This is a genomic window from Pseudomonas oplopanacis (genome assembly GCF_057128725.1).
This window is the reverse complement of record NZ_JBSKHV010000002.1, coordinates 655,429-678,958: the sequence shown is the minus strand read 5'-3', so window position 1 is coordinate 678,958 and position 23,530 is coordinate 655,429. Positions and strand designations below refer to the sequence as shown.

27 protein-coding genes are annotated in these 23,530 nt (G+C 60.5%); 2 read left to right on the top strand and 25 right to left on the bottom strand.

Annotation, left to right across the window (positions count from 1 at the left end):
• Window positions 1-3 precede the first annotated feature (3 nt).
• The 5 genes from ccmE to ccmA all read right to left on the bottom strand — a co-directional run bounded on the left by ccmE (window position 4) and on the right by ccmA (window position 2,757).
• On the bottom strand, window positions 4-459 hold the full coding sequence (gene ccmE / locus ACWKV5_RS07495; RefSeq protein ID WP_027922384.1) for a cytochrome c maturation protein CcmE: 456 nt from the start codon (window positions 457-459) through the stop codon (window positions 4-6).
• Window positions 456-632, bottom strand: coding sequence for a heme exporter protein CcmD (ccmD, locus tag ACWKV5_RS07490; RefSeq protein WP_008145547.1), 177 nt, complete (start codon window positions 630-632; stop codon window positions 456-458). The genes ccmE and ccmD overlap by 4 nt, the downstream gene beginning before the upstream one ends.
• Window positions 629-1,384: a heme ABC transporter permease gene (locus tag ACWKV5_RS07485; protein WP_483840774.1), complete on the bottom strand. Its 756-nt coding sequence runs from the start codon at window positions 1,382-1,384 to the stop codon at window positions 629-631. Before ACWKV5_RS07485 ends, ccmD begins: the two co-directional genes overlap by 4 nt.
• 72 nt (window positions 1,385-1,456) lie before the next feature.
• Entirely contained in the window at window positions 1,457-2,125 is a 669-nt protein-coding gene (gene ccmB, locus ACWKV5_RS07480; protein WP_007946758.1) for a heme exporter protein CcmB, read from the bottom strand.
• Window positions 2,122-2,757, bottom strand: a complete 636-nt coding sequence (ccmA, locus tag ACWKV5_RS07475) for a cytochrome c biogenesis heme-transporting ATPase CcmA (protein WP_483840773.1) — start codon at window positions 2,755-2,757, stop codon at window positions 2,122-2,124. The genes ccmB and ccmA overlap by 4 nt, the downstream gene beginning before the upstream one ends.
• A 197-nt stretch (window positions 2,758-2,954) precedes the next feature.
• On the opposite strand from ccmA, the gene fliK reads away from it, so the two are divergent.
• Window positions 2,955-4,553 carry a flagellar hook-length control protein FliK gene (gene fliK, locus ACWKV5_RS07470; RefSeq protein ID WP_483840772.1) on the top strand — a complete coding sequence of 533 codons (1,599 nt, stop codon included), beginning with the start codon at window positions 2,955-2,957 and terminating at the stop codon, window positions 4,551-4,553.
• On the top strand, window positions 4,550-4,879 hold the full coding sequence (locus ACWKV5_RS07465; RefSeq protein WP_483840771.1) for an EscU/YscU/HrcU family type III secretion system export apparatus switch protein: 330 nt from the start codon (window positions 4,550-4,552) through the stop codon (window positions 4,877-4,879). The genes fliK and ACWKV5_RS07465 overlap by 4 nt, the downstream gene beginning before the upstream one ends.
• A 132-nt stretch (window positions 4,880-5,011) precedes the next feature.
• On the opposite strand, the gene ACWKV5_RS07460 is transcribed toward ACWKV5_RS07465, so the two are convergent.
• The 20 genes from ACWKV5_RS07460 to fliN form a co-directional block, all read right to left on the bottom strand.
• On the bottom strand, window positions 5,012-5,404 hold the full coding sequence (locus tag ACWKV5_RS07460) for a DUF2802 domain-containing protein (protein ID WP_483840770.1): 393 nt from the start codon (window positions 5,402-5,404) through the stop codon (window positions 5,012-5,014).
• The gene (locus ACWKV5_RS07455) at window positions 5,405-5,890 is read right to left on the bottom strand and encodes a chemotaxis protein CheW (RefSeq protein ID WP_007946765.1); all 486 of its coding nucleotides are present in this window, start codon (window positions 5,888-5,890) and stop codon (window positions 5,405-5,407) included. It abuts the gene before it with no gap.
• Between the two features lie 81 nt (window positions 5,891-5,971).
• Entirely contained in the window at window positions 5,972-6,862 is an 891-nt protein-coding gene (locus tag ACWKV5_RS07450; RefSeq protein WP_483840769.1) for a CheW domain-containing protein, read from the bottom strand.
• Between the two features lie 27 nt (window positions 6,863-6,889).
• Window positions 6,890-7,678, bottom strand: a complete 789-nt coding sequence (locus tag ACWKV5_RS07445) for a ParA family protein (RefSeq protein ID WP_483840768.1) — start codon at window positions 7,676-7,678, stop codon at window positions 6,890-6,892.
• A 43-nt stretch (window positions 7,679-7,721) separates the two neighbouring features.
• A complete protein-coding gene (gene motD, locus ACWKV5_RS07440; RefSeq protein WP_483840767.1) occupies window positions 7,722-8,612 on the bottom strand; it encodes a flagellar motor protein MotD in 891 nt (296 codons plus the stop codon).
• A 15-nt stretch (window positions 8,613-8,627) separates the two neighbouring features.
• Window positions 8,628-9,368, bottom strand: coding sequence for a flagellar motor protein (locus ACWKV5_RS07435; RefSeq protein WP_027922374.1), 741 nt, complete (start codon window positions 9,366-9,368; stop codon window positions 8,628-8,630).
• Entirely contained in the window at window positions 9,368-10,507 is a 1,140-nt protein-coding gene (locus tag ACWKV5_RS07430) for a protein-glutamate methylesterase/protein-glutamine glutaminase (protein ID WP_027922373.1), read from the bottom strand. Before ACWKV5_RS07430 ends, ACWKV5_RS07435 begins: the two co-directional genes overlap by 1 nt.
• Before the next feature lie 49 nt (window positions 10,508-10,556).
• Window positions 10,557-12,809, bottom strand: coding sequence for a chemotaxis protein CheA (locus ACWKV5_RS07425; protein ID WP_483840766.1), 2,253 nt, complete (start codon window positions 12,807-12,809; stop codon window positions 10,557-10,559).
• A 54-nt stretch (window positions 12,810-12,863) separates the two neighbouring features.
• Entirely contained in the window at window positions 12,864-13,652 is a 789-nt protein-coding gene (locus ACWKV5_RS07420) for a protein phosphatase CheZ (protein ID WP_027922371.1), read from the bottom strand.
• 22 nt (window positions 13,653-13,674) lie between these two features.
• Window positions 13,675-14,046 (bottom strand): chemotaxis response regulator CheY, encoded by a 372-nt coding sequence (locus tag ACWKV5_RS07415; RefSeq protein ID WP_003183998.1) that lies wholly within the window; start codon window positions 14,044-14,046, stop codon window positions 13,675-13,677.
• 167 nt (window positions 14,047-14,213) lie between these two features.
• Window positions 14,214-14,954, bottom strand: a complete 741-nt coding sequence (gene fliA / locus ACWKV5_RS07410; RefSeq protein ID WP_007894214.1) for an RNA polymerase sigma factor FliA — start codon at window positions 14,952-14,954, stop codon at window positions 14,214-14,216.
• Window positions 14,951-15,781, bottom strand: coding sequence for a flagellar synthesis regulator FleN (gene fleN / locus ACWKV5_RS07405; protein ID WP_003222917.1), 831 nt, complete (start codon window positions 15,779-15,781; stop codon window positions 14,951-14,953). The genes fliA and fleN overlap by 4 nt, the downstream gene beginning before the upstream one ends.
• Window positions 15,782-15,897: 116 nt before the next feature.
• Window positions 15,898-17,232: a flagellar biosynthesis GTPase FlhF gene (flhF, locus tag ACWKV5_RS07400; RefSeq protein WP_059181376.1), complete on the bottom strand. Its 1,335-nt coding sequence runs from the start codon at window positions 17,230-17,232 to the stop codon at window positions 15,898-15,900.
• An 11-nt stretch (window positions 17,233-17,243) separates the two neighbouring features.
• Window positions 17,244-19,373 carry a flagellar biosynthesis protein FlhA gene (flhA, locus tag ACWKV5_RS07395; protein WP_027922369.1) on the bottom strand — a complete coding sequence of 710 codons (2,130 nt, stop codon included), beginning with the start codon at window positions 19,371-19,373 and terminating at the stop codon, window positions 17,244-17,246.
• A gap of 228 nt (window positions 19,374-19,601) precedes the next feature.
• Window positions 19,602-20,741: a flagellar biosynthesis protein FlhB gene (gene flhB, locus ACWKV5_RS07390; protein WP_483840765.1), complete on the bottom strand. Its 1,140-nt coding sequence runs from the start codon at window positions 20,739-20,741 to the stop codon at window positions 19,602-19,604.
• A 3-nt stretch (window positions 20,742-20,744) separates the two neighbouring features.
• Complete coding sequence (fliR, locus tag ACWKV5_RS07385) at window positions 20,745-21,530, bottom strand: flagellar biosynthetic protein FliR (RefSeq protein ID WP_483840764.1); 786 nt, start codon at window positions 21,528-21,530, stop codon at window positions 20,745-20,747.
• Window positions 21,531-21,533: 3 nt separating this feature from the next.
• Window positions 21,534-21,803 carry a flagellar biosynthesis protein FliQ gene (gene fliQ / locus ACWKV5_RS07380; protein ID WP_007948918.1) on the bottom strand — a complete coding sequence of 90 codons (270 nt, stop codon included), beginning with the start codon at window positions 21,801-21,803 and terminating at the stop codon, window positions 21,534-21,536.
• The gene (gene fliP, locus ACWKV5_RS07375) at window positions 21,800-22,558 is read right to left on the bottom strand and encodes a flagellar type III secretion system pore protein FliP (RefSeq protein ID WP_027922366.1); all 759 of its coding nucleotides are present in this window, start codon (window positions 22,556-22,558) and stop codon (window positions 21,800-21,802) included. Before fliP ends, fliQ begins: the two co-directional genes overlap by 4 nt.
• Window positions 22,558-23,004, bottom strand: coding sequence for a flagellar biosynthetic protein FliO (gene fliO, locus ACWKV5_RS07370; protein WP_483840763.1), 447 nt, complete (start codon window positions 23,002-23,004; stop codon window positions 22,558-22,560). Before fliO ends, fliP begins: the two co-directional genes overlap by 1 nt.
• Window positions 23,005-23,463, bottom strand: coding sequence for a flagellar motor switch protein FliN (gene fliN / locus ACWKV5_RS07365; protein WP_027922364.1), 459 nt, complete (start codon window positions 23,461-23,463; stop codon window positions 23,005-23,007).
• Window positions 23,464-23,530 lie beyond the last annotated feature (67 nt).

The following is a 23,530-nucleotide window of genomic DNA, read 5'->3' as shown; positions in this document are numbered from 1 at the left end:
CAATTAACCCTCTTTGGCTTGTGTGGGCGCCGACTGGCCGCTGTCTTTCAGGGCCTTGGTCACTTCCGGCGGCATGTATTTCTCGTCGTGCTTGGCCAGCACTTCGTCGGCCACCACCACGCCGTCGGCGTTGATTTTGCCCAAGGCGACAATTCCCTGCCCTTCACGGAACAAGTCCGGAAGAATGCCGCGATAGGTGATGGTCACGGATTTGTTGAAGTCAGTGACGACGAATTTGACGTCCAGCGAATCGCCGGAACGTTGCAGCGAACCTTTCTCGACCATGCCGCCCGCGCGGATGCGCGTGTCTTGCGGCGCTTCGCCGTTGGCGATCTGGGTCGGGGTGTAAAACAGATTGATGTTCTGCTGCAGGGCGCTCAAGGCCAGGCCGACGGCAGCGCCGACACCCACCAGGATCGCGAGAATGATGATAAGACGCTTTTTGCGCAGCGGATTCACTTGCCGTTCTCCCGGCGCAGACGACGCGCCTCTTGTTGCAGATACCGCTTGCGGGCCAGGATCGGCGCCGCCACGTTGAGGGCCAGCACCGCCAGGCAGATGCCATAGGCGGACCAGACATACAGGGCGTGATGGCCCATGGCGAGGAAGTCGCCGAATGAAGCAAAACTCATCGAGCTGCCTCCAGACTGTTCTGTACTTCGGCCTTGACCCAACTGGCCCGCGCTTCGCGCTTGAGCACTTCAAGGCGCATGCGCAGCAACAGGACCGCGCCGAAGAAACAGTAGAAACCCAGCACCGTCAGCAGCAATGGCAGCCACATCTCGGCCGGCATCGCTGGTTTTTCAGTGAGGGTGAAGGTCGCGCCCTGGTGCAGGGTGTTCCACCACTCCACCGAGTATTTGATGATCGGGATGTTGATCACGCCCACAATCGCCAACACCGCACACGCCTTGGCGGCGCTGTCACGATTGCTGATGGCGTTGCCCAGCGCAATGAGACCGAAGTACAGAAACAGCAGAATCAGCATGGACGTAAGTCGCGCATCCCACACCCACCACGAGCCCCAGGTCGGTTTGCCCCAGATCGCGCCAGTGACCAGCGCCACCGCAGTCATCCAGGCCCCGATGGGCGCCGCGCATTGCAGGGCGACATCGGCCAGTTTCATTTTCCAGACCAGCCCGACGATGCCGCACACAGCCAGCATCACATAGCAGGACTGCGCCAGCATGGCGGCCGGAACGTGGATATAGATGATGCGAAAGCTGTTGCCTTGCTGGTAGTCGGGCGGCGCGAAGGCCAGGCCCCAAACGACACCGATGCCGATCAGCAGCAACGCCGCGACGCTCAGCCAGGGCAGCAGTTTGCCGCTGATGCCGTAAAACCATTTGGGCGAGCCGAGCTTGTGAAACCACGTCCAGTTCATACTGTTTCCATCACGGTTGCCCTTCGCTGTGAAGGGCTGGGTCTTTACTGGTTAAATTTTAACCAGACCTCATTATTCGCCGACGCTGATCTTCAGGCCAGCAGCTATTGCAAAAGGTGTCAGGGTTATCGCCAGGGCGGTCAGGCTACCAAGCCACAAGAGATAACCGGTCGCCGGCATTCCCTGCAAGGCTGCCTGCAAGGCGCCACTGCCGAGAATCAACACCGGGATGTACAGCGGCAGAATCAGCAGTGCCAGCAACAGGCCACCGCGCTTCAATCCAACCGTCAGGGCTGCGCCCACCGCACCGAGCAGGCTCAGCACCGGTGTACCCAGCAATAAGGAAAGCAGCAACACCGGCAGACAAGCGGCAGGTAAACCGAGCATCAACGCCAGCAGTGGAGCGAGCAAAACCAGTGCCAGGCCCGAGAAGGCCCAGTGTGCCAGTACCTTGGCCAAAACCAGAAGAGGCAGGGGGTGCGACGAAAGGACCCACTGTTCAAGCGAGCCGTCTTCGAAATCACTGCGGAAAAGCCCGTCCAGCGAGAGCAGAACCGATAAAAGCGCCGCCACCCAGACCAGTCCCGGAGACAAGGTTTGCAACAATTGAGCCTCGGGGCCAACCGCCAGCGGGAACAGCGCCACCACGATGGCGAAAAACACCAGCGGGTTAGCCAGTTCCGCAGGACGGCGGAACAACAAACGGGCCTCACGGGCGACCAACAGGCCGAAAACACTCATACGGCCCAGTTCCCCAGATCAATGTCGCGATAGCCAGCCGGCATCCGGCTGAGCGTGTGGTGCGTGGTCAAAACGACCATGCCGCCCCGCTCGCAGTGCGCGGCCAGGTGTTCTTCGAGTTGCGCCACGCCTTGTTTATCGAGCGCGGTGAACGGTTCATCGAGAATCCACAGCGGCGGGCTGTCCAGGTACAACCGCGCCAACGCCACGCGACGATGCTGGCCAGCAGACAGGGTGTGGCAGGGAACATCCTCGAAACCGCGCAGTCCGACAGCCGCCAGTGCTTGCCAGATGGCCTCATGGGACGCCGGATGATGCAGGGCGCAAAGCCAGCTGAGATTTTCCTCAGGGGTCAGCAATTCCTTGATGCCGGCGGCATGCCCGATCCACAGCAGGTTGCGCGCCAGCTCAAGACGTTGTTCATTGAGCGGCTGGCCATTGAGCAGCACCTGACCGGCGGTCGGCTGCATCAAGCCACACAGCAGGCGCAACAGGCTGGTCTTGCCACTGCCGTTGGGGCCGCTGATTTGCAACATTTCGCCACTGGCCAGTCTCAAATCGAGATTTTCGAAGAGCAGCCGAAGGTCTCGCTCACAAGCGAGGGCAACGGTTTGCAGGACTGGGCTGGTCAAGGGATCACGGGCCTTTTGCGGTTCAAGTCGGCGGCGAAGCGGCCGCTAAAGAGATGCAGCATAGATGCATTGGCGGTCTGTTCTAGAGAGCTGCGTCAAACAATTGCAATGTTTTCGCCACTCCCCGAAAGACGGGCGGCATTATACATGCCATGCCCTACTCTAAAGAGTGCATTTTCCTCAGGTTGTGACCGCGTATGACAGGCGAAATGAACATCCTCCCGCTACCCCAGACCACGCCTGCGACTTCGCGGCCGCTGGTGGTGAGTGGCGATCTGCTGCAGTTGCTGAAGCCAATGGAGGGCCTGATCGACGTCGGGCAGACCGCCAAGGCTGAAGTACTGTCGCTCAAGCAGACGGATCAGACTTTTCAACTGCTGCTCAAAGTCACCCTCGACAGCGGTCGCCAGACCACGGTGCAGGCCACCAGCACGCAACCGCTGCCCCAAGGCACCAGCCTGGCGATCACGCAGCCGTCGGCGAGCAATCTGGCCATCACCGTGCAACAAGCCATCGCTTCCAGCATCGCCACCCTCACCCGCATCGACACGGCGCAGCTGCCGGTCGGCACCTTGCTGCAAGGCAAAGTGCTGACTTCGCAGGTGCTGCCGCAGGTGCCGGGGCAACCGACGGTGTTTCGCTCGATGGTGAGCTTGTTGAACACGGTGTTGAGCGGTAGCACCCTGAGCATCGACAGCCCGACGCCGCTGCGCATCGGCACCTTGTTGAGCGCCATGGTGCAAGACACCCAGACGCTGAAATTCGTCCCGCTGAGCAGCCGCCAGGAACAATTGGCGGTGACCCAGCAATTGGTCAGCCAGCAAAGCCGCCAGGGTTCGCTGGATGGCTTGATCAAGGTCCTGCAAAACCTGCCGTTGCCAGCGCCGTCGTCATCGGCTTCCTCGGACCAGACCTCTGGCGACCTGCGCGTGGCCGTGGAAAAACTCCTCGCCGGTTTGCCAGATGTTCAGCAACTGAGTACACCCAAGGGTCTTGCTCAAGCACTGGCCAACAGTGGCCTGTTCCTCGAAGCGAAACTGCTGACCGGACAGAACCCGACGCTGGCTCCGGACCTGAAGGGCGATTTGCTCAAGCTGATCGCGCAATTGACGCCGGGGCTGCCAGCCAACACCAACCTCAATGCACTGATCGCCGCCAACACATTGGTGCAGGCGATGCCGAGTTTTGTGCGCAGCGCCCTCGGCATGCTCGGCCAGGTCAGTGCCAAACCGCTGCCGACCAGTTTCCCGCTGCCCGAGCGCCTGCTGCAAAGCCAGGACGGTGAAGGTGATCTGGAGCACTTGCTGCGTTTGGCAGCGGCGGCGGTTTCGCGCCTGCAAAGCCATCAACTGTCGAGCCTGGAGCAAACCGGTCTGACCGACGATGGGCGGCTGGTCAGCACCTGGCAGCTGGAAATCCCGATGCGCAACCTGCAGGACATCGTGCCGTTGCAGGTCAAGTTCCAGCGCGAAGAAGCCCCCGAGAAAGAACAACCGCATGAACGTCGCGACGAACGTGAGCCCAAGCAACAACTGTGGCGCGTCGACCTGGCGTTCGACATGGAGCCGCTCGGCCCGTTGCAGATTCAGGCGCAGCTGATCAAGGGCAGCCTGTCCAGCCAGCTCTGGGCCGAGCGTCCGTACACCGCGAGCCTGATCGAAAGCAACCTGGCCGGGCTGCGCGAACGCCTGCTGGCGTCAGGCCTGAACGTTGGCGATCTGGATTGCCACCTAGGCAAACCGCCACAAGGCCCGCAAACCCGTCTGGAACAACGCTGGGTCGACGAAACCGCATGAGCAACCCCAACGCCCCACGCCAGGCCATCGCCCTCAAGTACGACGGCAGCCACGCCCCGACGCTCACCGCAAAGGGTGACGAAGCGCTGGCGGAAAAGATTCTGCGGATCGCCCGCGACTACGAAGTGCCGATCTACGAAAACGCCGAGCTGGTGAAGCTGCTGGCGCGGATGGAGTTGGGCGAGAGTATTCCGGAGGAGTTGTACCGCACGATTGCCGAGATTATTGCGTTCGCGTGGAATCTGAAGGGCAAGTTTCCGGCGGGGCATGATCCCGATGCGGTCATGCTGGAGAAGGACATTACTGAACGCGGGGATGATTACTGAGGCGTCAAGGACGCCATCGCGAGCAGGCTCGCTCCCACAGGGTTGGGCGGTGTTCACACATTTTGTGTTCAACACTGAGCCCCTGTGGGAGCTAGCCTGCTCGCGAAAGCAATGTCAGCCGAGTTGCAAAAATCAGTTCTTGTGAAGCTTGCGCATCAACTCCGCCTCAGCCTGGGTCAACCCGCAAGACTGAGTCAGTTCATCAACCGTCGCTCCCATCCCGACCAGTCGCGCCGCCTGGGCAAACGACAGGCTCGACGGGTCGCGCTGTTCCAGTTGCGCCAGTTTGTCCGGCAGCGGGCCGACCACCGCGCGCAGCTCGTGCAGGTCTTCACCCATGCGCACGTTGCCACGCTGGTAGTCGTCCACAAGTTTGGCCAGGTCCTTGATGCGCTGATCCCGCAGCGCATCGCCCTGAGCCTGTTGCGCGGCGATCAATCGTTGACCGCGTATGTACGCCAGAAACATCGCCAGCGTGCCTGCCCAGAAAAGGAACAGGACAATGACCGCTACCTCAAGAATCAATCAGATGTTCTCCAGGTCCGACCATTCTTCTTCGCTCATCATCTTGTCCAGCTCGACCAGGATCAGCAGTTCGTTGTTCTTGTTGCACACGCCTTGAATGAACTTGGCGGATTCTTCGTTACCGACGTTTGGCGCGGTTTCGATTTCCGACTGACGCAGGTAAACCACTTCGGCCACGCTGTCGACCATGATCCCGACAACCTGCTTGTCAGCTTCGATGATGACGATACGGGTATTGTCGCTGATCTCGGCATTCATCAGGCCGAAGCGCTGACGGGTGTCGATCACGGTGACTACGTTACCGCGCAGGTTGATGATGCCCAGCACGTAGGACGGGGCACCCGGGACCGGGGCGATTTCGGTGTAGCGCAGGACTTCCTGAACGCGCATCACGTTGATGCCGTAGGTTTCGTTGTCCAGCTTGAAGGTTACCCATTGCAGGATCGGATCTTCGGAACCCTTTGCAGCCGTCGCCTTATCATTCATACCCTGACCCCTCGAAAAACCGCCCTGGCGGTGTGTGTTCTGTGCGCCGGCAATAACTGCCGTTGCGTGTTTTTATGTCGGTTAGTGAGCCGGTTTCTTGATGCTGCTCATGTGCTTTGCCCCGCCACTGGCGATCAACTCGGCCAGTGCGGAAACGTCGAGCAAGGCACACATGTGTTCAATCACGGTGCCCGCCAGCCACGGTCGTTGACCGCGGTGGCTGCGCCATTTGATTTCGTTGGGGTCCAGGCGCAACGAGCGGCTGACTTGATGCACCGCCAGCCCCCACTCATAGCCCTGAACCGAAATAACGTATTGCAGGCCCTGGCGGAAGTCATCGCGGTAGCGGTCGGGCATGACCCAACGCGCGGTATCGAGGACTTTCAGGTTGCCGGCCTGGCTTGGGAGAATCCCGAGGAACCATTCCGGCTGACCGAACAGCGGCGTCAGCTCGTGACCGGCCAACGAATAAATCGAACCGAGGCACACCAGCGGCACCGCCAGCGTCAGGCCGGCAACGTCGAACAGCAGGCATTCGAAGGGCTCGGCGGCCCACGATGGACGCCCGTCGGTTTCTACCGGAGGCGGCGTGTTGCTCGGTGGGAGATGAACTTCGACGACTGGCGGCACCAGCGTTTGCAGCAGCGGTAAGAGGGTCGATAGCGGTGTGAGGATCGGTGCCGGCGCTTCCATGACAGGTGCTGGTGCTGGTGCTGGCGCTGGTGCTTTCACTGCCGGTTCAACCACGGGGGCAATCACCGGTGCTGCAACCACCGTCACCGGGCGTGCATCGCGCGCCTGTTCTTCGAGCACCGCCAACTGAAACTCATCGAGGGTGCTTTCAGGCTCGATCACTTCGGCGGTCGCTTCGATGACGGGCGCCAGCTCCTCGGTCGCGTCCTGCAGCAAGCTGTCCAGATAGCTCTGGAGCGCCAGTTGCGGGCGAGAGGTGATTTTCACCGGCCGATTCATTTAAGCACCACGCAAGGAAGGTTCATCTCACGCCACCTGCGCAACGGATTGCAGCGCCAGCAAATGCTTGAGCAGCGCGCGGTAGGCCAGAACGCCGCGGCTCTTGCCGTCGAACTGCGAAGGCGTGAGCCCGGCCCGACTGGCGTCACGCAGACGCGTGTCGACCGGGATGTAGCCTTGCCAGATTTCTTCCGGGTACAGGTCGCGCAGCACGCGCAGGGTCCCGAGGGACGCCTGGGTGCGGCGGTCGAACAAGGTCGGGATGATGGTGAACGGCAGCGCCTGTTTGCGTGAACGGTTGATCATCGCCAGGGTGTTGACCATGCGTTCCAGGCCTTTGACGGCCAGGTGTTCGGTCTGCACCGGGATCACCAACTGCTGGCTCGCCGCCAAGGCATTGACCATCAGCACGCCGAGCAACGGCGGGCTGTCGATCACCGCGTAATCGAAGTCCTGCCACAACTGCGCCAGGCTCTTGGCGATCACCAGGCCCAAACCACTCTGCCCCGGCGACTGACGCTCAAGCGTGGCCAGTGCGGTGCTGGAGGGCAACAGGGAAATGCTTTCGTGGCTGGTGGGCAACAGCAACTGACCGGGCAAGCCTTGCGGCACGCTGCCCTTGTGCAGGAACAAGTCGTAGCTGCTGTGTTCCAGGGTGTCGGGGTCGTAGCCGAAGTAGCTGGTCATGGAGCCGTGCGGGTCGAGGTCGACCACAACCACGCGCTTGCCCGCCTCGGCCAGTAAACCGGCTAAAGCGATAGAGGAAGTGGTTTTACCAACACCACCCTTTTGATTGGCAACGGCCCAGACTCTCATTTGAATGTTTCCTCCCGGCCGACGAGGTCAGCCGAGAAATAGCTCAACGTTTTAATGCGGGTGACGGAGAATTGACGGCGCTCTCTCGTACCGGCGACTTGACCGCTGACGGTGCAGTTTGTGTGCCAGCACGCTTCAACGCGGCGTCCGGTTGCGCATGAGCGGTTCCGGTGCCGGTGAGGCTGCGACGAACATCGAGATTGCGTGAAACCACCAGCACCACACGACGGTTGCGTGCGCGGCCTTCGGCGGTGGCGTTATTGGCCACGGGCTGAAACTCGCCATAACCCACGGAGGCCATTCGGCTCGGGTTCACGCCCTGCATCGCCAGAATGCGCACAATGCTCGCCGAACGGGCCGAGGACAGTTCCCAGTTAGTGGGGTACTGCGCGGTGCGGATCGGTTGATCATCGGTAAAGCCTTCGACGTGAATCGGGTTATCGAACGGCTTCAGAATCCCGGCCACCTTGTCGATGATGTTGAACGCGTTGTCGCTGGGCATGGCATCGCCACTGCCAAACAACAGGCTGGAATTGAGCTCGATCTCGACCCACAACTCGTTACCGCGCACGGTCATCTGGTTGGAGCTGATCAGGTCACCGAACGCGGCGCTGATGTCATCGGCGATGCTTTTGAGCGGGTCACTGGAACCGGCAACACCGGCATCGACCTGTTCGCTGTCTTTCACCAACGGCTTGGCAGGGGTCACGGTCATCGGTCGCTCTTCGCCGACCGGGATCGGCTTGAGCGAGCGATCGGCGTCGGTGAAGACCCCGATCAACGCTTGCGAGATGACTTTGTACTTGCCTTCGTTGATCGAAGAGATCGAGTACATGACCACGAAGAACGCGAACAGCAAGGTAATGAAATCCGCGTAGGACACCAGCCAGCGTTCGTGATTGACGTGTTCTTCAGGTTGGCGACGACGAGCCATAATCCATTACCCCCATCAATCCATGAAGCCCTGAAGCTTCAACTCAATAGAGCGAGGGTTTTCACCTTCGGCGATCGACAGGATCCCTTCCAGCAACATTTCGCGATAACGCGACTGACGCAAAGCCACGGACTTGAGCTTGGAAGCAATCGGCAGCAACACCAGGTTGGCACTGGCCACACCGTAGATGGTGGCAACGAAGGCCACGGCAATGCCGCTGCCCAGTTGGGTGGGATCGGCCAGGTTGCCCATGACATGGATCAGGCCCATCACCGCACCGATAATCCCGATGGTCGGCGCGTAGCCGCCCATGCTTTCGAAAACTTTGGCGGCTTCGATGTCGCGGCTTTCCTGGGTGTAGAAATCCACTTCCAGAATGCTGCGAATCGCTTCCGGTTCGGCACCGTCAACCAGCAGTTGCAGGCCTTTGCGCGAGTAGCTGTCGGGTTCGGCATCGGCCACCCCTTCCAGACCGAGCAAGCCTTCCTTACGGGCCGTCAGGCTCCAGTTCACCACGCGATCGATGCCACCGGCCAGGTCAACGCGTGGCGGAAACAGAATCCAGCCAAGGATTTGCATGGCACGCTTGAAGGCGCTCATCGGCGATTGCAGCAAGGCTGCGCCGATGGTGCCACCGAGGACGATCAAGGCTGCCGGGCCGTTGGCCAGCGCGCCGAGGTGGCCGCCTTCAAGGTAGTTGCCGCCAATGATGGCGACGAACGCCATGATGATGCCAATCAGGCTTAAAACATCCATCAGATACACGCCTCGACCAGGTGCTTGCCAATATCTTCCAGCCCATAGATCGCGTCGGCGAGATCGGCTTTGACGATGGCCATCGGCATGCCGTAGATCACGCAGCTGGCTTCATCCTGAGCCCAGATCGCACTGCCGCTCTGCTTGAGCAGGCGAGCCCCTTCACGACCGTCGGCGCCCATGCCGGTCAGCACGACCGCCAGAACTTTGTCGCCGTAGGACTTGGCCGCTGAACCAAAGGTGATGTCCACGCTGGGTTTGTAATTCAGACGTTCGTCGCCCGGCAGGATTTTCACCGCGCCACGGCCATCGATCATCATTTGTTTGCCACCCGGTGCCAGCAACGCCAGGCCAGGACGCAGGATGTCGCCATCCTCGGCTTCCTTGACGCTGATGCGGCAGAGCTTGTCCAGGCGTTCGGCGAAAGCCTTGGTGAAGGCCGCCGGCATGTGCTGGATCAACACCAGCGGTGCCGGGAAGTTGGCCGGCAACTGGGTCAGCACCCGTTGCAGCGCAACCGGACCGCCCGTGGACGTGCCGATGGCCACCAGTTTGTAGGCCTTGCGTTTCGGTGCAGGCGACGATGGGCCGGACGACACAGGCGCATGGGTGCGTGCCGGAATCGGTGCCGGCGCAGGACGCGACGGTGCGTGGCTGCCGTAACTGCTGGCGCTGGCAGGCGCAGGCGTCGGGGCAGGTGCGGCGACCGGGGCCGGTGCACTGTAGGTATTGGCGCGACGGTTACTGCGCGAAATGCTCAGGATCTTTTCGCACAGCAGTTGCTTGACCTTCTCCGGGTTTCGGGAGATGTCTTCGAAATTCTTCGGCAGGAAATCCACGGCGCCGGCATCCAGCGCATCGAGGGTCACCCGGGCGCCTTCGTGCGTCAGCGAGGAGAACATCAAAACCGGCGTCGGGCAGCGCTGCATGATGTGTCGCACGGCGGTGATGCCGTCCATCATGGGCATTTCGTAGTCCATCGTGATCACGTCCGGCTTGAGGGCCAGGGCCTGATCGATCGCCTCTTTTCCGTTGGTCGCCGTTCCGACGACCTGGATATTCGAATCCGCTGAAAGAATTTCCGAGACGCGGCGGCGGAAAAACCCCGAATCGTCCACCACCAGGACTTTGACTGCCATAAACACTCCGTTAGACGGAGCGAGGCTCAGTCGCCCCGCTCCACCAGAATCAAATACGCCGCGTGGCGTAACGCTTGAGCATGCTCGGAACATCGAGAATCAGCGCAATGCGGCCGTCACCGGTGATGGTGGCGCCCGACATGCCCGGGGTTCCCTGGAGCATTTTGCCCAATGGCTTGATGACCACTTCTTCCTGGCCCACCAACTGATCGACGACAAAGCCGATCCGTTGCGTGCCCACCGAAAGGATCACCACATGGCCTTCGCGCTGCTCTTCGTGAGCGGCGGAGCTGACCAGCCAGCGCTTGAGGTAAAACAGTGGCAGCGCCTTGTCGCGCACGATCACCACTTCCTGACCGTCCACCACGTTGGTGGTCGACAGGTCGAGGTGGAAGATCTCGTTGACGTTCACCAGCGGGAACGCAAACGCCTGGTTGCCGAGCATGACCATCAGCGTCGGCATGATCGCCAGGGTCAGCGGGACCTTGATGACGATCTTCGAGCCCTGGCCTTTGGTCGAGTAGATGTTGATCGAACCGTTGAGCTGGGAAATCTTGGTTTTCACCACGTCCATGCCCACGCCACGACCCGACACGTCGGAGATCTCGGTCTTGGTCGAGAACCCAGGCGCGAAAATCAGGTTGTAGCACTCGGTGTCGCTCAAGCGATCCGCCGCGTCCTTGTCCATCACACCGCGTTTTACCGCGATGGAACGCAGGACGTGCGGGTCCATGCCTTTGCCGTCATCGCTGATCGACAGCAGGATGTGGTCGCCTTCCTGTTCCGCTGCAAGGATCACCTTGCCGCCACGGGACTTGCCCGAGGCTTCGCGCTCTTCCGGCGACTCGATGCCGTGGTCGACCGCGTTGCGCACCAAGTGGACCAGCGGGTCGGCCAGGGCCTCGACGAGGTTCTTGTCGAGGTCGGTTTCTTCGCCGACCAGTTCCAGGTTGATCTCTTTCTTGAGCTGGCGAGCCAGGTCGCGAACCAGACGCGGGAAGCGTCCGAAGACTTTCTTGATCGGTTGCATCCGGGTCTTCATGACCGCGGTTTGCAGGTCAGCCGTGACCACGTCGAGGTTCGACACAGCCTTGGACATGGCCTCGTCGGCACTGTTGGCACCCAGGCGAACCAAACGGTTACGCACCAGTACCAGTTCGCCGACCATGTTCATGATTTCGTCGAGACGCGCGGTATCGACCCGCACGGTGGTCTCGGCTTCGCTCGCCGGTTTTTCCGGCGGCGGCGCAGCCGGAGCACGGGCCGGGGCCGGTGCAGCGGCGGCAACCGGTTTCGACGCCTCGACTTTCGGTGCCTCGGCTTTTGGATCTGGCACCTTGGCCACGGGTGCCGCTGCCTTGGCAACGGGCGCCGCAGCAGTGACAACAGAGCCTGTCGCCACGTCGGTGAACTTGCCTTTACCGTGCAATTCGTCGAGCAGCGATTCGAACTCGTGATCGGAGATCAGATCCCCGCCCGCCGCCGCTGCGGTTGGCGCAGGTGTAGCTGGTACCGAAGCAATGGCCGACTCCAGCGCATCCACCGCAAAGTTGCCCTTGCCGTGCAGCTGATCGAGCAGAGCTTCAAATTCGTCGTCGGTAATGTCGGAGCTGTCGCCCGCCGCTTTCGGCGCAGCCGGTGCCGCTGGCGCTGGGGCCACGGCGTCGACGGCGAACTGGCCTTTGCCGTGCAGTTGATCGAGTAATGACTCGAACTCGGCATCGGTGATTTCGTCGCTGGCAGCGGCATCGCTGGCAGGCGTTGGTGCAGCCACTGGCGCTTCGGCCTGAGCCTTGACGGCATTCAGCGAGTCCAGCAGTTGTTCGAATTCGTTATCGGTGATGTCGCCCGATTCGCTTTCGGCGGCAGGTGCTTCAACCACTTCAGCAACCGGTGCAGCTTCATCTGCGGTTTGCGGCTCGGCCAGACGGGCCAGGGCCTCCAGCAATTCAGGTGTCGCAGCGGTGACCGGGCTACGCTCGCGGACTTCGCCGAACATGCTGTTCACCGCGTCCAGCGCTTCGAGGACCACGTCCATCAGTTCCGAATCGACGCGACGCTCACCCTTGCGCAGGATGTCGAACACGTTCTCGGCGATGTGGCAGCACTCCACCAGCTCGTTGAGCTGGAGGAAGCCGGCGCCCCCTTTTACAGTGTGAAAACCGCGAAAAATTGCATTGAGCAAGTCCGCATCATCCGGTCGGCTTTCCAGCTCGACCAGTTGTTCGGACAGTTGCTCTAGAATCTCGCCGGCCTCAACCAGGAAATCCTGAAGGATCTCTTCATCGGCGCCGAAGCTCATTAAGGGGGTGCTCCTACAGGTCTAAAAACCTAAAAAACCTAGAATGCTGAAACGCTAAAATCCCAGGCTGGATAGCAAATCGTCCACATCGTCCTGACCGGACACAACGTCTTCTCTTTTATCGGCATGAATCTGCGGACCTTCACCCTGAGAGAGATGTTTTTGTGGATCTTTTTCGGCGAGCATCGATTCACGGTCATGTTCGATACCCGCAAAGCGGTCTACCTGGCTGGCCATGAGGACGAGCTTGAGCAAATTGCTTTCAACTTCGGTGACCAACTGGGTCACGCGCTTGATCACCTGACCGGTGAGGTCCTGGTAATCCTGAGCCAGCAGGATGTCGTTGAGGTTGCTCGACACCGTGCGGTTGTCCTCGGTGCTGCGTGTCAGGAAACCGTCGACGCGGCGGGCCAGCTCACGGAACTCTTCAGCCCCGACTTCGCGGCGCATGAACCGGCTCCAGTCCGTGCTCAACGCCTGGGCTTCTTCGCTCAGGCTGTTGACCAGCGGCGTGGCGCTTTCCACCAGGTCCATGGTGCGGTTGGCCGCGGCCTCGGTCAGCTTGACCACATACCCCAGGCGCTCGGTGGCGTCCGTGATTTGCGACACTTCCTCGGCTTGCGGCATGTTCGGGTCAATCTGGAAATTGACGATCGCGCTGTGCAGCTCGCGAGTGAGCTTGCCCACTTCCTGATACAGGCCACGGTCACGGGTCTGATTGAGCTCATGGATCAGTTGCACAGCCTCGCCGAACCTGCCTTTTTCAAGGCTGGCGACCAGTTCGACGGCATGTTTTTTCAGGGTCGATTCAAAATCGCCCTGTGAAGATTCTTTATGCTCCATAGCTCCCCCGTGGCGCAGTGGATCAACCGATGCGTTCGAAAATCTTCTCGATTTTTTCTTTCAACGCCTGGGCCGTGAAGGGTTTGACCACATAGCCGTTTACGCCGGCCTGGGCCGCTTCGATGATCTGCTCGCGCTTGGCTTCAGCGGTCACCATCAGCACTGGCAGGTGCTTGAGCTTTTCATCGGCGCGCACGTGGCGCAGCAGATCGATACCGGTCATGCCAGGCATGTTCCAGTCCGTTACCAGAAAGTCGATGCTCCCGCTGTTGAGAACCGGAATGGCAGTAGTGCCATCGTCAGCCTCGACCGTGTTGGTGAACCCAAGGTCACGCAACAGGTTTTTTATGATCCGCCGCATCGTTGAGAAGTCATCAACGATGAGGATTTTCATGTTCTTGTCCAATTCGACCTCCAAGCAGTCTTAAACGCGCCCAGCACCTGGACGCGCCATTTCAATCAATTCGGCAATTCACTCGATGACTGTCTGGAGCACAACAGATCGCGACCGGTGCCGTTCAAATCCGCACCAGCCCCGTTCGCAGTGTCCCCACACTGCCTTCAGCGCGCTCGCCACTCCCCCAAACGCCCCCGCAAACGGGCCGCGCACTGGCTGTGTAACTGGCTGACCCGCGATTCGCTGACCCCCAGGACCTCACCGATTTCCTTGAGATTCAACTCTTCGTCGTAGTACAGCGCCAACACCAGTCGCTCGCGCTCCGGCAAATTGGCAATCGCGTCCGCCAGCGCCGCCTGGAAGCGTTCATCTTCCAGATCGCGTGACGGCTCGAGATGAGCACTCGCGCCATCCTCATGCAGCCCTTCGTGTTCGCCGTCCTGCAACAGATCGTCGAAACTGAATAAGCGGCTGCCCAGGGTGTCGTTCAAAATCCCGTAATAATCGTCGAGACTCAATTGGAGTTCGGCCGCAACCTCGTGATCTTTAGCGTCACGGCCGGTTTTAGCTTCAATAGAGCGAATTGCGTCACTGACCATACGGGTATTTCGGTGGACCGAGCGTGGCGCCCAGTCCCCCTTGCGTACTTCATCGAGCATGGCGCCGCGGATTCGTATGCCCGCGTACGTCTCGAAACTTGCGCCTTTGCTGGCGTCGTATTTGGTCGACACTTCAAGCAGGCCGATCATCCCGGCCTGGATCAGGTCTTCAACCTGGACACTGGCCGGCAGACGGGCCAGCAAGTGGTAAGCAATGCGTTTGACCAGTGGCGCGTAACGCTCGATCAGCTCGTACTGCGCGTCACGTGCCGACTTCTTGTAGAGGTTGTAGCCACTGGCTGTCATAGGACGGGTCCTGCGGTCTGTTGCACGAGGCGCTCGACGAAAAACTCAAGGTGCCCGCGCGGGTTGGCAGGCAGCGGCCAGGTATCAACTTTCTGCGCGATGGCCTTGAACGCCAGGGCGCACTTGGAACGCGGGAAGGCTTCATACACGGCACGTTGTTTCTGCACAGCCTTGCGCACGCTTTCGTCGTAAGGCACCGCGCCGACGTATTGCAAGGCCACGTCGAGAAAGCGGTCGGTGACCTTGGTCAACTTGGCGAACAGGTTGCGACCTTCTTGCGGGCTCTGGGCCATGTTGGCCAGGACGCGGAAGCGGTTCATGCCGTAATCGCGGTTAAGCAGTTTGATCAGCGCGTAGGCGTCGGTGATCGAGGTCGGCTCGTCGCAGACCACCAGCAAGACTTCCTGCGCTGCGCGAACAAAACTGACTACCGAGTCACCTATGCCCGCAGCGGTGTCGATCACCAATACGTCGAGATTGTCGCCGATGTCGCTGAAGGCCTGGATCAGTCCGGCGTGTTGAGCCGGGCTCAAATGAACCATGCTCTGGGTGCCAGACGCGGCCGGAACGATTCGAATACCGCCCGGGCCCTGCAACAGAACGTCGCGCAGCTCGCAGCGGCCTTCGATCACGTCGGCCAGGGTACGTTTGGGTGTCAGTCCCAGCAGGACGTCAACGTTCGCCAGGCCCAGGTCAGCGTCCAACAGCATGACGCGACGGCCGAGCTCAGCCAGGGCCAGCGACAAATTCACTGACACGTTAGTCTTGCCGACGCCACCTTTGCCGCCGGTCACCGCGATCACCTGTACGGGATGCATGCTGCCCATGTTATTTCTTTACCTTGTCTTGCATAGACGGAGGCCACATTACTGGCTGCGCGTTCGCAAATGGAACAATGCATGGCAGACCATCGATGTAGGTACAAAAACTGTTCATTACTACCTTAGCCAACCTGCTTGGTCGGGCTGTGGTAAATATCAGCGAACATGTCAGCCATGGCTTCTTCGCTGGGTTCTTCCTGCATTTGTACGCTTACGGCGCGACTGACCAACTGATGACGGCGCGGCAGATGCAAATCATCCGGGATCCGCGGGCCATCGGTCAGGTACGCCACCGGCAATTCATGACTGATCGCCAGGCTCAGCACCTCGCCGAGACTTGCCGTTTCATCCAGTTTAGTCAGGATGCAGCCAGCGAGCCCGCAGCGTTTGTAACTATGATAAGCGGCTGTTAGAACCTGTTTTTGGCTGGTGGTTGCGAGCACCAGGTAATTTTTTGATTTGATGCCACGCCCGGCCAGGCTTTCGAGCTGCATGCGCAGGGCTGGATCGCTGGCCTGAAGGCCTGCGGTATCAATCAGCACCACGCGTTTGCGCAGCAGTGGCTCCAGCGCCTGAACCAGCGATTGGCCCGGATCGACGTGGGTCACCGACACATTGAGAATGCGCCCCAGCGTCTTGAGCTGCTCCTGGGCGCCAATGCGAAAGCTGTCCATGCTCACCAGCGCGATGTTCTGCGCGCCGTACTTGAGCACGTAACGGGCTGCGAGCTTGGCCAGGGTGGTGGTCTTGCCCATGCCGGCAGGACCAACCATGGCAATCACGCCGCCTTCTTCCAGCGGCTCGACTTCCGGGGTAGCAATCATCCGCGCCAGGTGCGCCAGCAACATGCGCCAGGCCTGACGAGGCTCATCGATATCACCGATCATCGCCAACAGATCGCGCGACAACGGGCCGGACAGGCCGATGCGTTGCAGGCGACGCCACAGGTTGGCCTGGGCCGGACGGCTACCTTGCAGCTGATTCCAGGCTAGCGAACCGAGCTGTACTTCCATCAGTTCGCGCAGGCTGTTGAGCTCGAAACGCATCGAGTCGAACGCACGTGGATCCACGCCGCCAGCAGCCGGTGCCGGAGCAGGCGCGGAGCGACGCGGTTCGGCGTAGGTCGGTTCGATTAGTGGCTCGGCAGCGGTCAGTGGCAGGCCGGCGAACAACTGGCGATTGGTGGTCTTGTCGCCTTCGGTCTCGCCATCGCCACGCAGGCTCAATTCAGCCTGGGCAGTGACGATGCGCGATTGGGTCTTGCGCAGCTCATCCTCGAGTTCCATGTTCGGAACACGCGGGGCCAGCGCCGACAATTTGTAATCCAGCGCAGCCGTCAGCTCGACACCACCGGCAATCCGGCGATTGCCGATAATGGCGGCATCGGCGCCCAGCTCATCACGAACCAGTTTCATGGCCTGACGCATATCGGCGGCGAAAAAACGCTTAACTTGCATAAACCACTACCTCAGCCGTTGGGCCCTACTGTCGCAACGATGGTCACTTGCTTGTTGTCAGGGATTTCCTGATAAGCCAACACATGCAAACCCGGGACTGCCAGTCGGCCAAATCGCGACAACATGGCGCGAACCGGGCCGGCCACCAGCAGAATCACCGGTTGACCTTGCATTTCCTGACGCTGCGCCGCATCGATCAACGAGCGCTGCAGCTTCTCTGCCATGCTTGGCTCCAGCAGAACGCCCTCTTCCGAGCCTTGTCCTGCCTTCTGAAGACTATTGAGCAATATCTGTTCCAACCTTGGCTCCAGGGTGATCACTGGTAGCTCGGAGTCAGTGCCTACAATGCTTTGGACGATTGCGCGGGATACGCCGACCCGCACAGCGGCCACCAAAGCGGCAGTATCTTGACTCTTGGCGGCGTTGTTGGCGATCGCCTCGGCAATGCTGCGAATGTCCCGCACAGGCACCTGTTCGGCCAGCAGCGCTTGCAACACTTTGAGCAGCTGCGACAGCGAAACCACGCCCGGCACCAATTCCTCAGCCAGTTTAGGCGAGCTTTTGGCCAGCAATTGCATGAGTTGCTGGACTTCTTCGTGACCGATCAGTTCGCTGGAGTGTTTGTACAGAATCTGGTTCAAGTGCGTGGCTACCACGGTACTGGCATCGACCACCGTGTAACCGAGTGATTGCGCCTGGGCGCGCTGGCTGATTTCGATCCAGACCGCCTCCAGGCCAAAAGCCGGATCTTTGGCGGTTATGCCATTAAGCGTACCGTAGACCTGCCCCGGGTTGATCGCCAGTTCGCGATCCGGGTAAATCTCGGCCTCGGCCAGGATCACCCCCATCAACGTGAGGCGATAGGCACTCGGCGCCAGGTCGAGGTTGTCACGGATATGCACCGTCGGCATCAGGAAGCCCAGGTCCTGGGACAGCTTCTTGCGCACGCCCTTGATCCGCGCAAGCAGTTGACCACCCTGATTGCGATCCACCAGCGGAATCAGGCGATAGCCGACTTCCAGGCCAATCATGTCGATAGGCGTGACGTCATCCCAGCCAAGTTCCTTGGTCTCCATGGCGCGAGCCGGCGAAGGCAGCAGCTCTTGCTGACGCTTGACCTCTTGCAGGGCCTGGACCTTGACCACGTTCTGCTTCTTCCAGAACAGGTACGCACCACCGGCAGCGAGAGCGGCCATGCTCAGGAAGGAAAAGTGCGGCATGCCGGGCACCAGGCCCATCACTGCCATCAGACCCGCCGCGACGGCCAACGCTTTCGGCGAGGCGAACATCTGGCGATTGATCTGCTTACCCATGTCTTCCGAACCGGAAGCACGGGTCACCATGATCGCGGCGGCTGTCGATAACAGCAGTGATGGCAATTGCGCCACCAAACCGTCACCGATGGTCAACAGGGCGTACACCCGACCGGCATCGCCAAAGGTCATGCCGTGCTGGAAGATACCGACCGCCATGCCGCCGATCAGGTTGATGAACAGAATCAACAGGCCGGCGATGGCGTCACCGCGCACGAATTTGCTGGCACCGTCCATGGAGCCGTAGAACTCGGCCTCTTGGGCGACTTCCATCCGGCGCAGCTTGGCCTGGTTCTGATCGATCAGGCCGGCGTTCAAATCGGCGTCGATGGCCATTTGTTTGCCGGGCATCGCATCGAGGGTGAAGCGCGCGCTCACCTCGGAAATCCGTCCGGCACCCTTGGTCACCACGACGAAGTTGATGATCATCAAAATCGCGAAGACCACGATACCGACCACGTAGTTACCGCCGATCACCACCTCACCGAAGGCCTGGATCACCTTACCGGCGGCGGCGTGGCCGTCCTGACCGTGGAGCATCACCACCCGCGTGGAAGCCACGTTCAGCGCCAGCCGCAGCAACGTCGCCACCAGCAGAATGGTCGGGAACACCGCGAAATCCAGCGGCCGCAAGGCGTAGACGCAGACCAGCAGCACGACGATCGACAGCGCAATGTTGAACGTGAAGAACACGTCCAGCAGGAACGGCGGCACCGGCAGCATCATCATGGCCAACATGACCAGCAGCAACAACGGCACGCCCAGATTGCCCCGACTTAAGTCGGCAACGTTTGTGCGAGCACTGTTGAATAACTGAGAGCGATCCACGGTTTTCCCCGTTCCTTTAAAGCAAACTTTTGACGCCTGAAGCTGGCGCAAAGCGGCTATTGCAAGAAGCCTTCCAACTTTTGCAGAGGATTGAAATAGAAGGGGTAACCGAGGAATTCAGGGTGGCCGATCCGACGCTTTCGCGAGCAGGCTCGCTCCCACAGGAGACCGCGATCAAATGTGGGAGCGAGCCTGCTCGCGAAGAGGCCATCAGCGACAGCAAAAGACTCAGGAATCGCGGCGCAGATCCGGTGGAATCGGCAGGTCGTCCTTGAGCGGCTCAGGCGGCTTGCCTTTGCCGGCGCGGTGCTGGCGGATCTGGTAGACGTAGGCCAATACCTGGGCGACCGCCAGGTACAGGCCACCGGGGATTTCCTGCTCCAGTTCGGTGGAGTAATAGATCGAACGCGCCAGAGCGGGCGATTCGAGCAGCAGCACATTGTTCGCCACGGCGATTTCACGGATTTTCAAGGCCAGGAAGTCGCTGCCCTTGGCCAGCAACACCGGCGCGCTGCCTTTGTCCGGGTCGTACTTGAGCGCCACGGCGTAGTGCGTCGGGTTGGTGATGACCACATCCGCCTCGGGAATGGCCGCCATCATCCGCCGCTGCGACATCTCGCGCTGCAACTGACGAATGCGCTGCTTGACCTCCGGCCGCCCTTCCTGATCCTTGTGCTCGTCGCGCACTTCCTGCTTGGTCATCAGCAGCTTCTTGTGGCTTTCCCACAGCTGCACCGGCACGTCGACGGCGGCGATGATGATCAGCCCGCAGGCCATCCACAAGGTGCTCCAGCCCACCACTTGCAGGCTGTGAATGATCGCCATCTCCAACGGCTCGTGCGCGATGCGCATCAGGTCGTCGATGTCGGAAGACAATACCGCCAGCGCCACAAACAGCACGATCAGAAACTTCGCCAACGCCTTGAGCAGCTCAACCAGCGCCTTGGGCGAGAACATCCGCTTCAGTCCGGCCGCAGGGTTCATGCGACTGAATTTCGGCGCCATCGAGCCCGCCGCGAACAACCAGCCGCCGAGGGCAATCGGGCCGATCAACGAGGCCAGCAGCAAGGTGATCATCACCGGCTGAATCGCCACCAGCGCAATCTGCCCCGAATGCAGGAGGAAGGTGCCCATGTTGCGCTGATCCAGAATCACTTCCCGCGAGAGCGTGAAGTTCATCCGCATCAGCTCCATCATTTCCTGCGCCAGGGCGCCGCCGAAAATCAGCAGGCCGCCAGCACCGGCGAGCATGATCGCCAGGGTGTTGAGCTCCTTGGAGCGCGCAATCTCACCCTTGTCCCGGGAGTCCTTTTTGCGTTTCTCCGTGGGGTCTTCTGTTTTGTCCTGACCGCTTTCGCTCTCAGCCATGACTCAGCGCGCCCGTGCCAGTTCGCGTAAAAACTGCAGGGCCTCGGTGGCCAGCGGTTGATACTGATTGATGATGTCCGCCAGCCCGACCCAGACAATGAATAGCCCGAGCACCAGGGTCAGCGGGAAACCGATAGAAAAGATGTTCAGCTGCGGCGCGGCCCGGGTCATCACGCCGAATGCGATGTTGACCACCAACAGCGCGGTGATCGCCGGCAGGACCAGCAGCAACGCCGCCCCAAGGACCCAGCCGAGCTTGCCGGCCAGCTCCCAGAAATGATTGACCAACAACCCGCTGCCCACCGGCATGGTGGTGAAGCTTTCCGTCAGGACTTCGAACACCACCAGATGCCCGTTCATGGACAGGAACAGCAGCGTCACCAGCATGGTGAAGAATTGCCCGATCACCGCCACCGAAACGCCGTTGGTGGGGTCGACCATCGAGGCAAAGCCCATGCCCATCTGAATTGAGACGATTTGCCCGGCGACCACGAAGGCCTGAAAGAACAGCTGCAAGGAGAATCCCAGAATCGCGCCAATCAGGATCTGCTCGGCGATCAGCAGCAGCCCGCTCAAGTCCAGCGCATTGACCGGCGGCATCGGCGGCAGGCCCGGCGCGATCACCACGGTGATCGCCAGCGCGAAGTACAAACGAACGCGCTTGGGCACCAGGGTTGTACCAAACACCGGCATGACCATCAGCAACGAGCCGATGCGAAACAGCGGCAACATGAACGTCGCCACCCAGGTACTGATCTGGGTGTCGGTCAGCTGCAACAGCGACGGCATCGTTTAGCCAATGACCTGAGGAATGCTGCCGTACAACTGCAGGATGTATTCCATGAACGTCTGCACCAGCCACGGACCGGCGACGATCAGCGTCACCAGCATGACCAGCAAGCGCGGCAGGAAGCTCAGGGTCTGTTCGTTGATCTGCGTGGCGGCCTGGAACATCGCCACCAACAGGCCGACCAGCAGACTCGGGATCACCAGCACGGCAACCATCATCGTGGTCAGCCACAGCGCTTCGCGAAAGATGTCTACCGCGACTTCCGGCGTCATGGCGACACACCGCCGAAGCTGCTCGCCAACGTACCGATGATCAACGCCCAGCCATCCACCAGCACGAACAGCATGATCTTGAACGGCAGGGAAATGATCAGCGGCGAGAGCATCATCATGCCCATCGCCATCAGCACACTGGCCACGACCAGGTCGATGATCAGGAACGGGATGAAGATCATGAAGCCGATCTGGAACGCGGTCTTGAGCTCCGAGGTGACAAACGCCGGCACCAGAATGGTCAGCGGCGCCTGATCCGGCGAAGCGATGTCGGTGCGCTTGGACAGGCGCATGAACAACTCAAGATCGCTGCTGCGCGTCTGCGCCAGCATGAAATCCTTGATCGGCACCTGAGCCTTGGCGACAGCATCCTGAGCGGTGAGTTTTTCCGCCAGATACGGCTGCAAGGCGTCCTGATTCACCCGATCAAACACGGGCGCCATGATGAACAGCGTCAGAAACAGCGCCATGCCCGTGAGGATCTGGTTCGAGGGCGTCTGCTGCAGGCCCAGGGCCTGCCGCAGGATCGAGAAGACGATGATGATCCGCGTGAAGCTGGTCATCAGCATGACGAACGCCGGGATGAAACTCAGCGCGGTCATGATCAGCAGGATTTGCAGGCTGACCGAGTACTCCTGAGCGCCATTGGCGTTGGTGCCCAGGGTGATCGCCGGGATCGACAACGGATCGGCGGCGAACGCCAGCGGCGCGGCCAGCATCAGGGCCAGCGTCAAGACGATGCGTAACGCACCCATTACTTCTTATCCTTCTGATCCTTGCCGAGCATCTTCAACAGATGCTGGGCAAACTCCGGGGTCGCTTTTTCAGTCCCGCTCGGCACTTGCACCGGCTCTTTGAGCACATGCAACGCGGTGATGGTGCCAGGGCTGAGGCCAAGCAGAATCTGCTCGTTGCCGACCTGCACCAGCATCAAACGGTCACGGGGACCGAGCGCGCGGGAACCGATCAGCTCGATCACCTGCCCTTTGCCGGCCGGACCCGCCTGCTGGACGCGGCGCAACAGCCAGGCGAGGAAGAAGATCAACCCCAGCACCAGCAGCAAGCCGAACACCAACTGCGTCAATTGCCCCGCCACGCCACTGCTGACCGCCGGCGCGGCCGCCGCCGTCGTGGTCGCTACCGTCTCGGCAGCCAGCGCACTGAACGGCATCGCCAGCACAAACCCCAGAACCTTTTTCACTTAGCGCAGCTTCTTGATGCGTTCGCTTGGGCTGATCACGTCAGTCAGGCGGATGCCGAACTTCTCGTTGACCACGACCACTTCGCCGTGAGCGATCAGCGTGCCGTTGACCAGTACGTCCAGCGGTTCGCCGGCCAGACGGTCCAGCTCGATCACCGACCCCTGGTTGAGTTGCAGCAGGTTACGGATGTTGATGTCGGTGCTGCCCACTTCCATGGAAATCGATACCGGGATATCGAGGATCACGTCCAGATTCGGACCTTCCAGGCTCACCGGATCGTTGTTCTTTGCCACGCTGCCGAATTCTTCCATCGGCAGACGGTTGGACGACGAGCCAGCGGTGTCGGCGGCCAGCAAGGCGTCGATATCGTCCTGACCGGCGTCACCGGTTTCTTCCAGGGCCGCAGCCCATTCATCAGCCAGCGCCTGGTCGTCCTGCGCGTTCATATCGTCGTTCATCATTTGTCCTCGGCGGGCAAAAATTCGGTTAGTAGCAGTCTGTTAAAACAAGGAGGTTTGAGCGCCG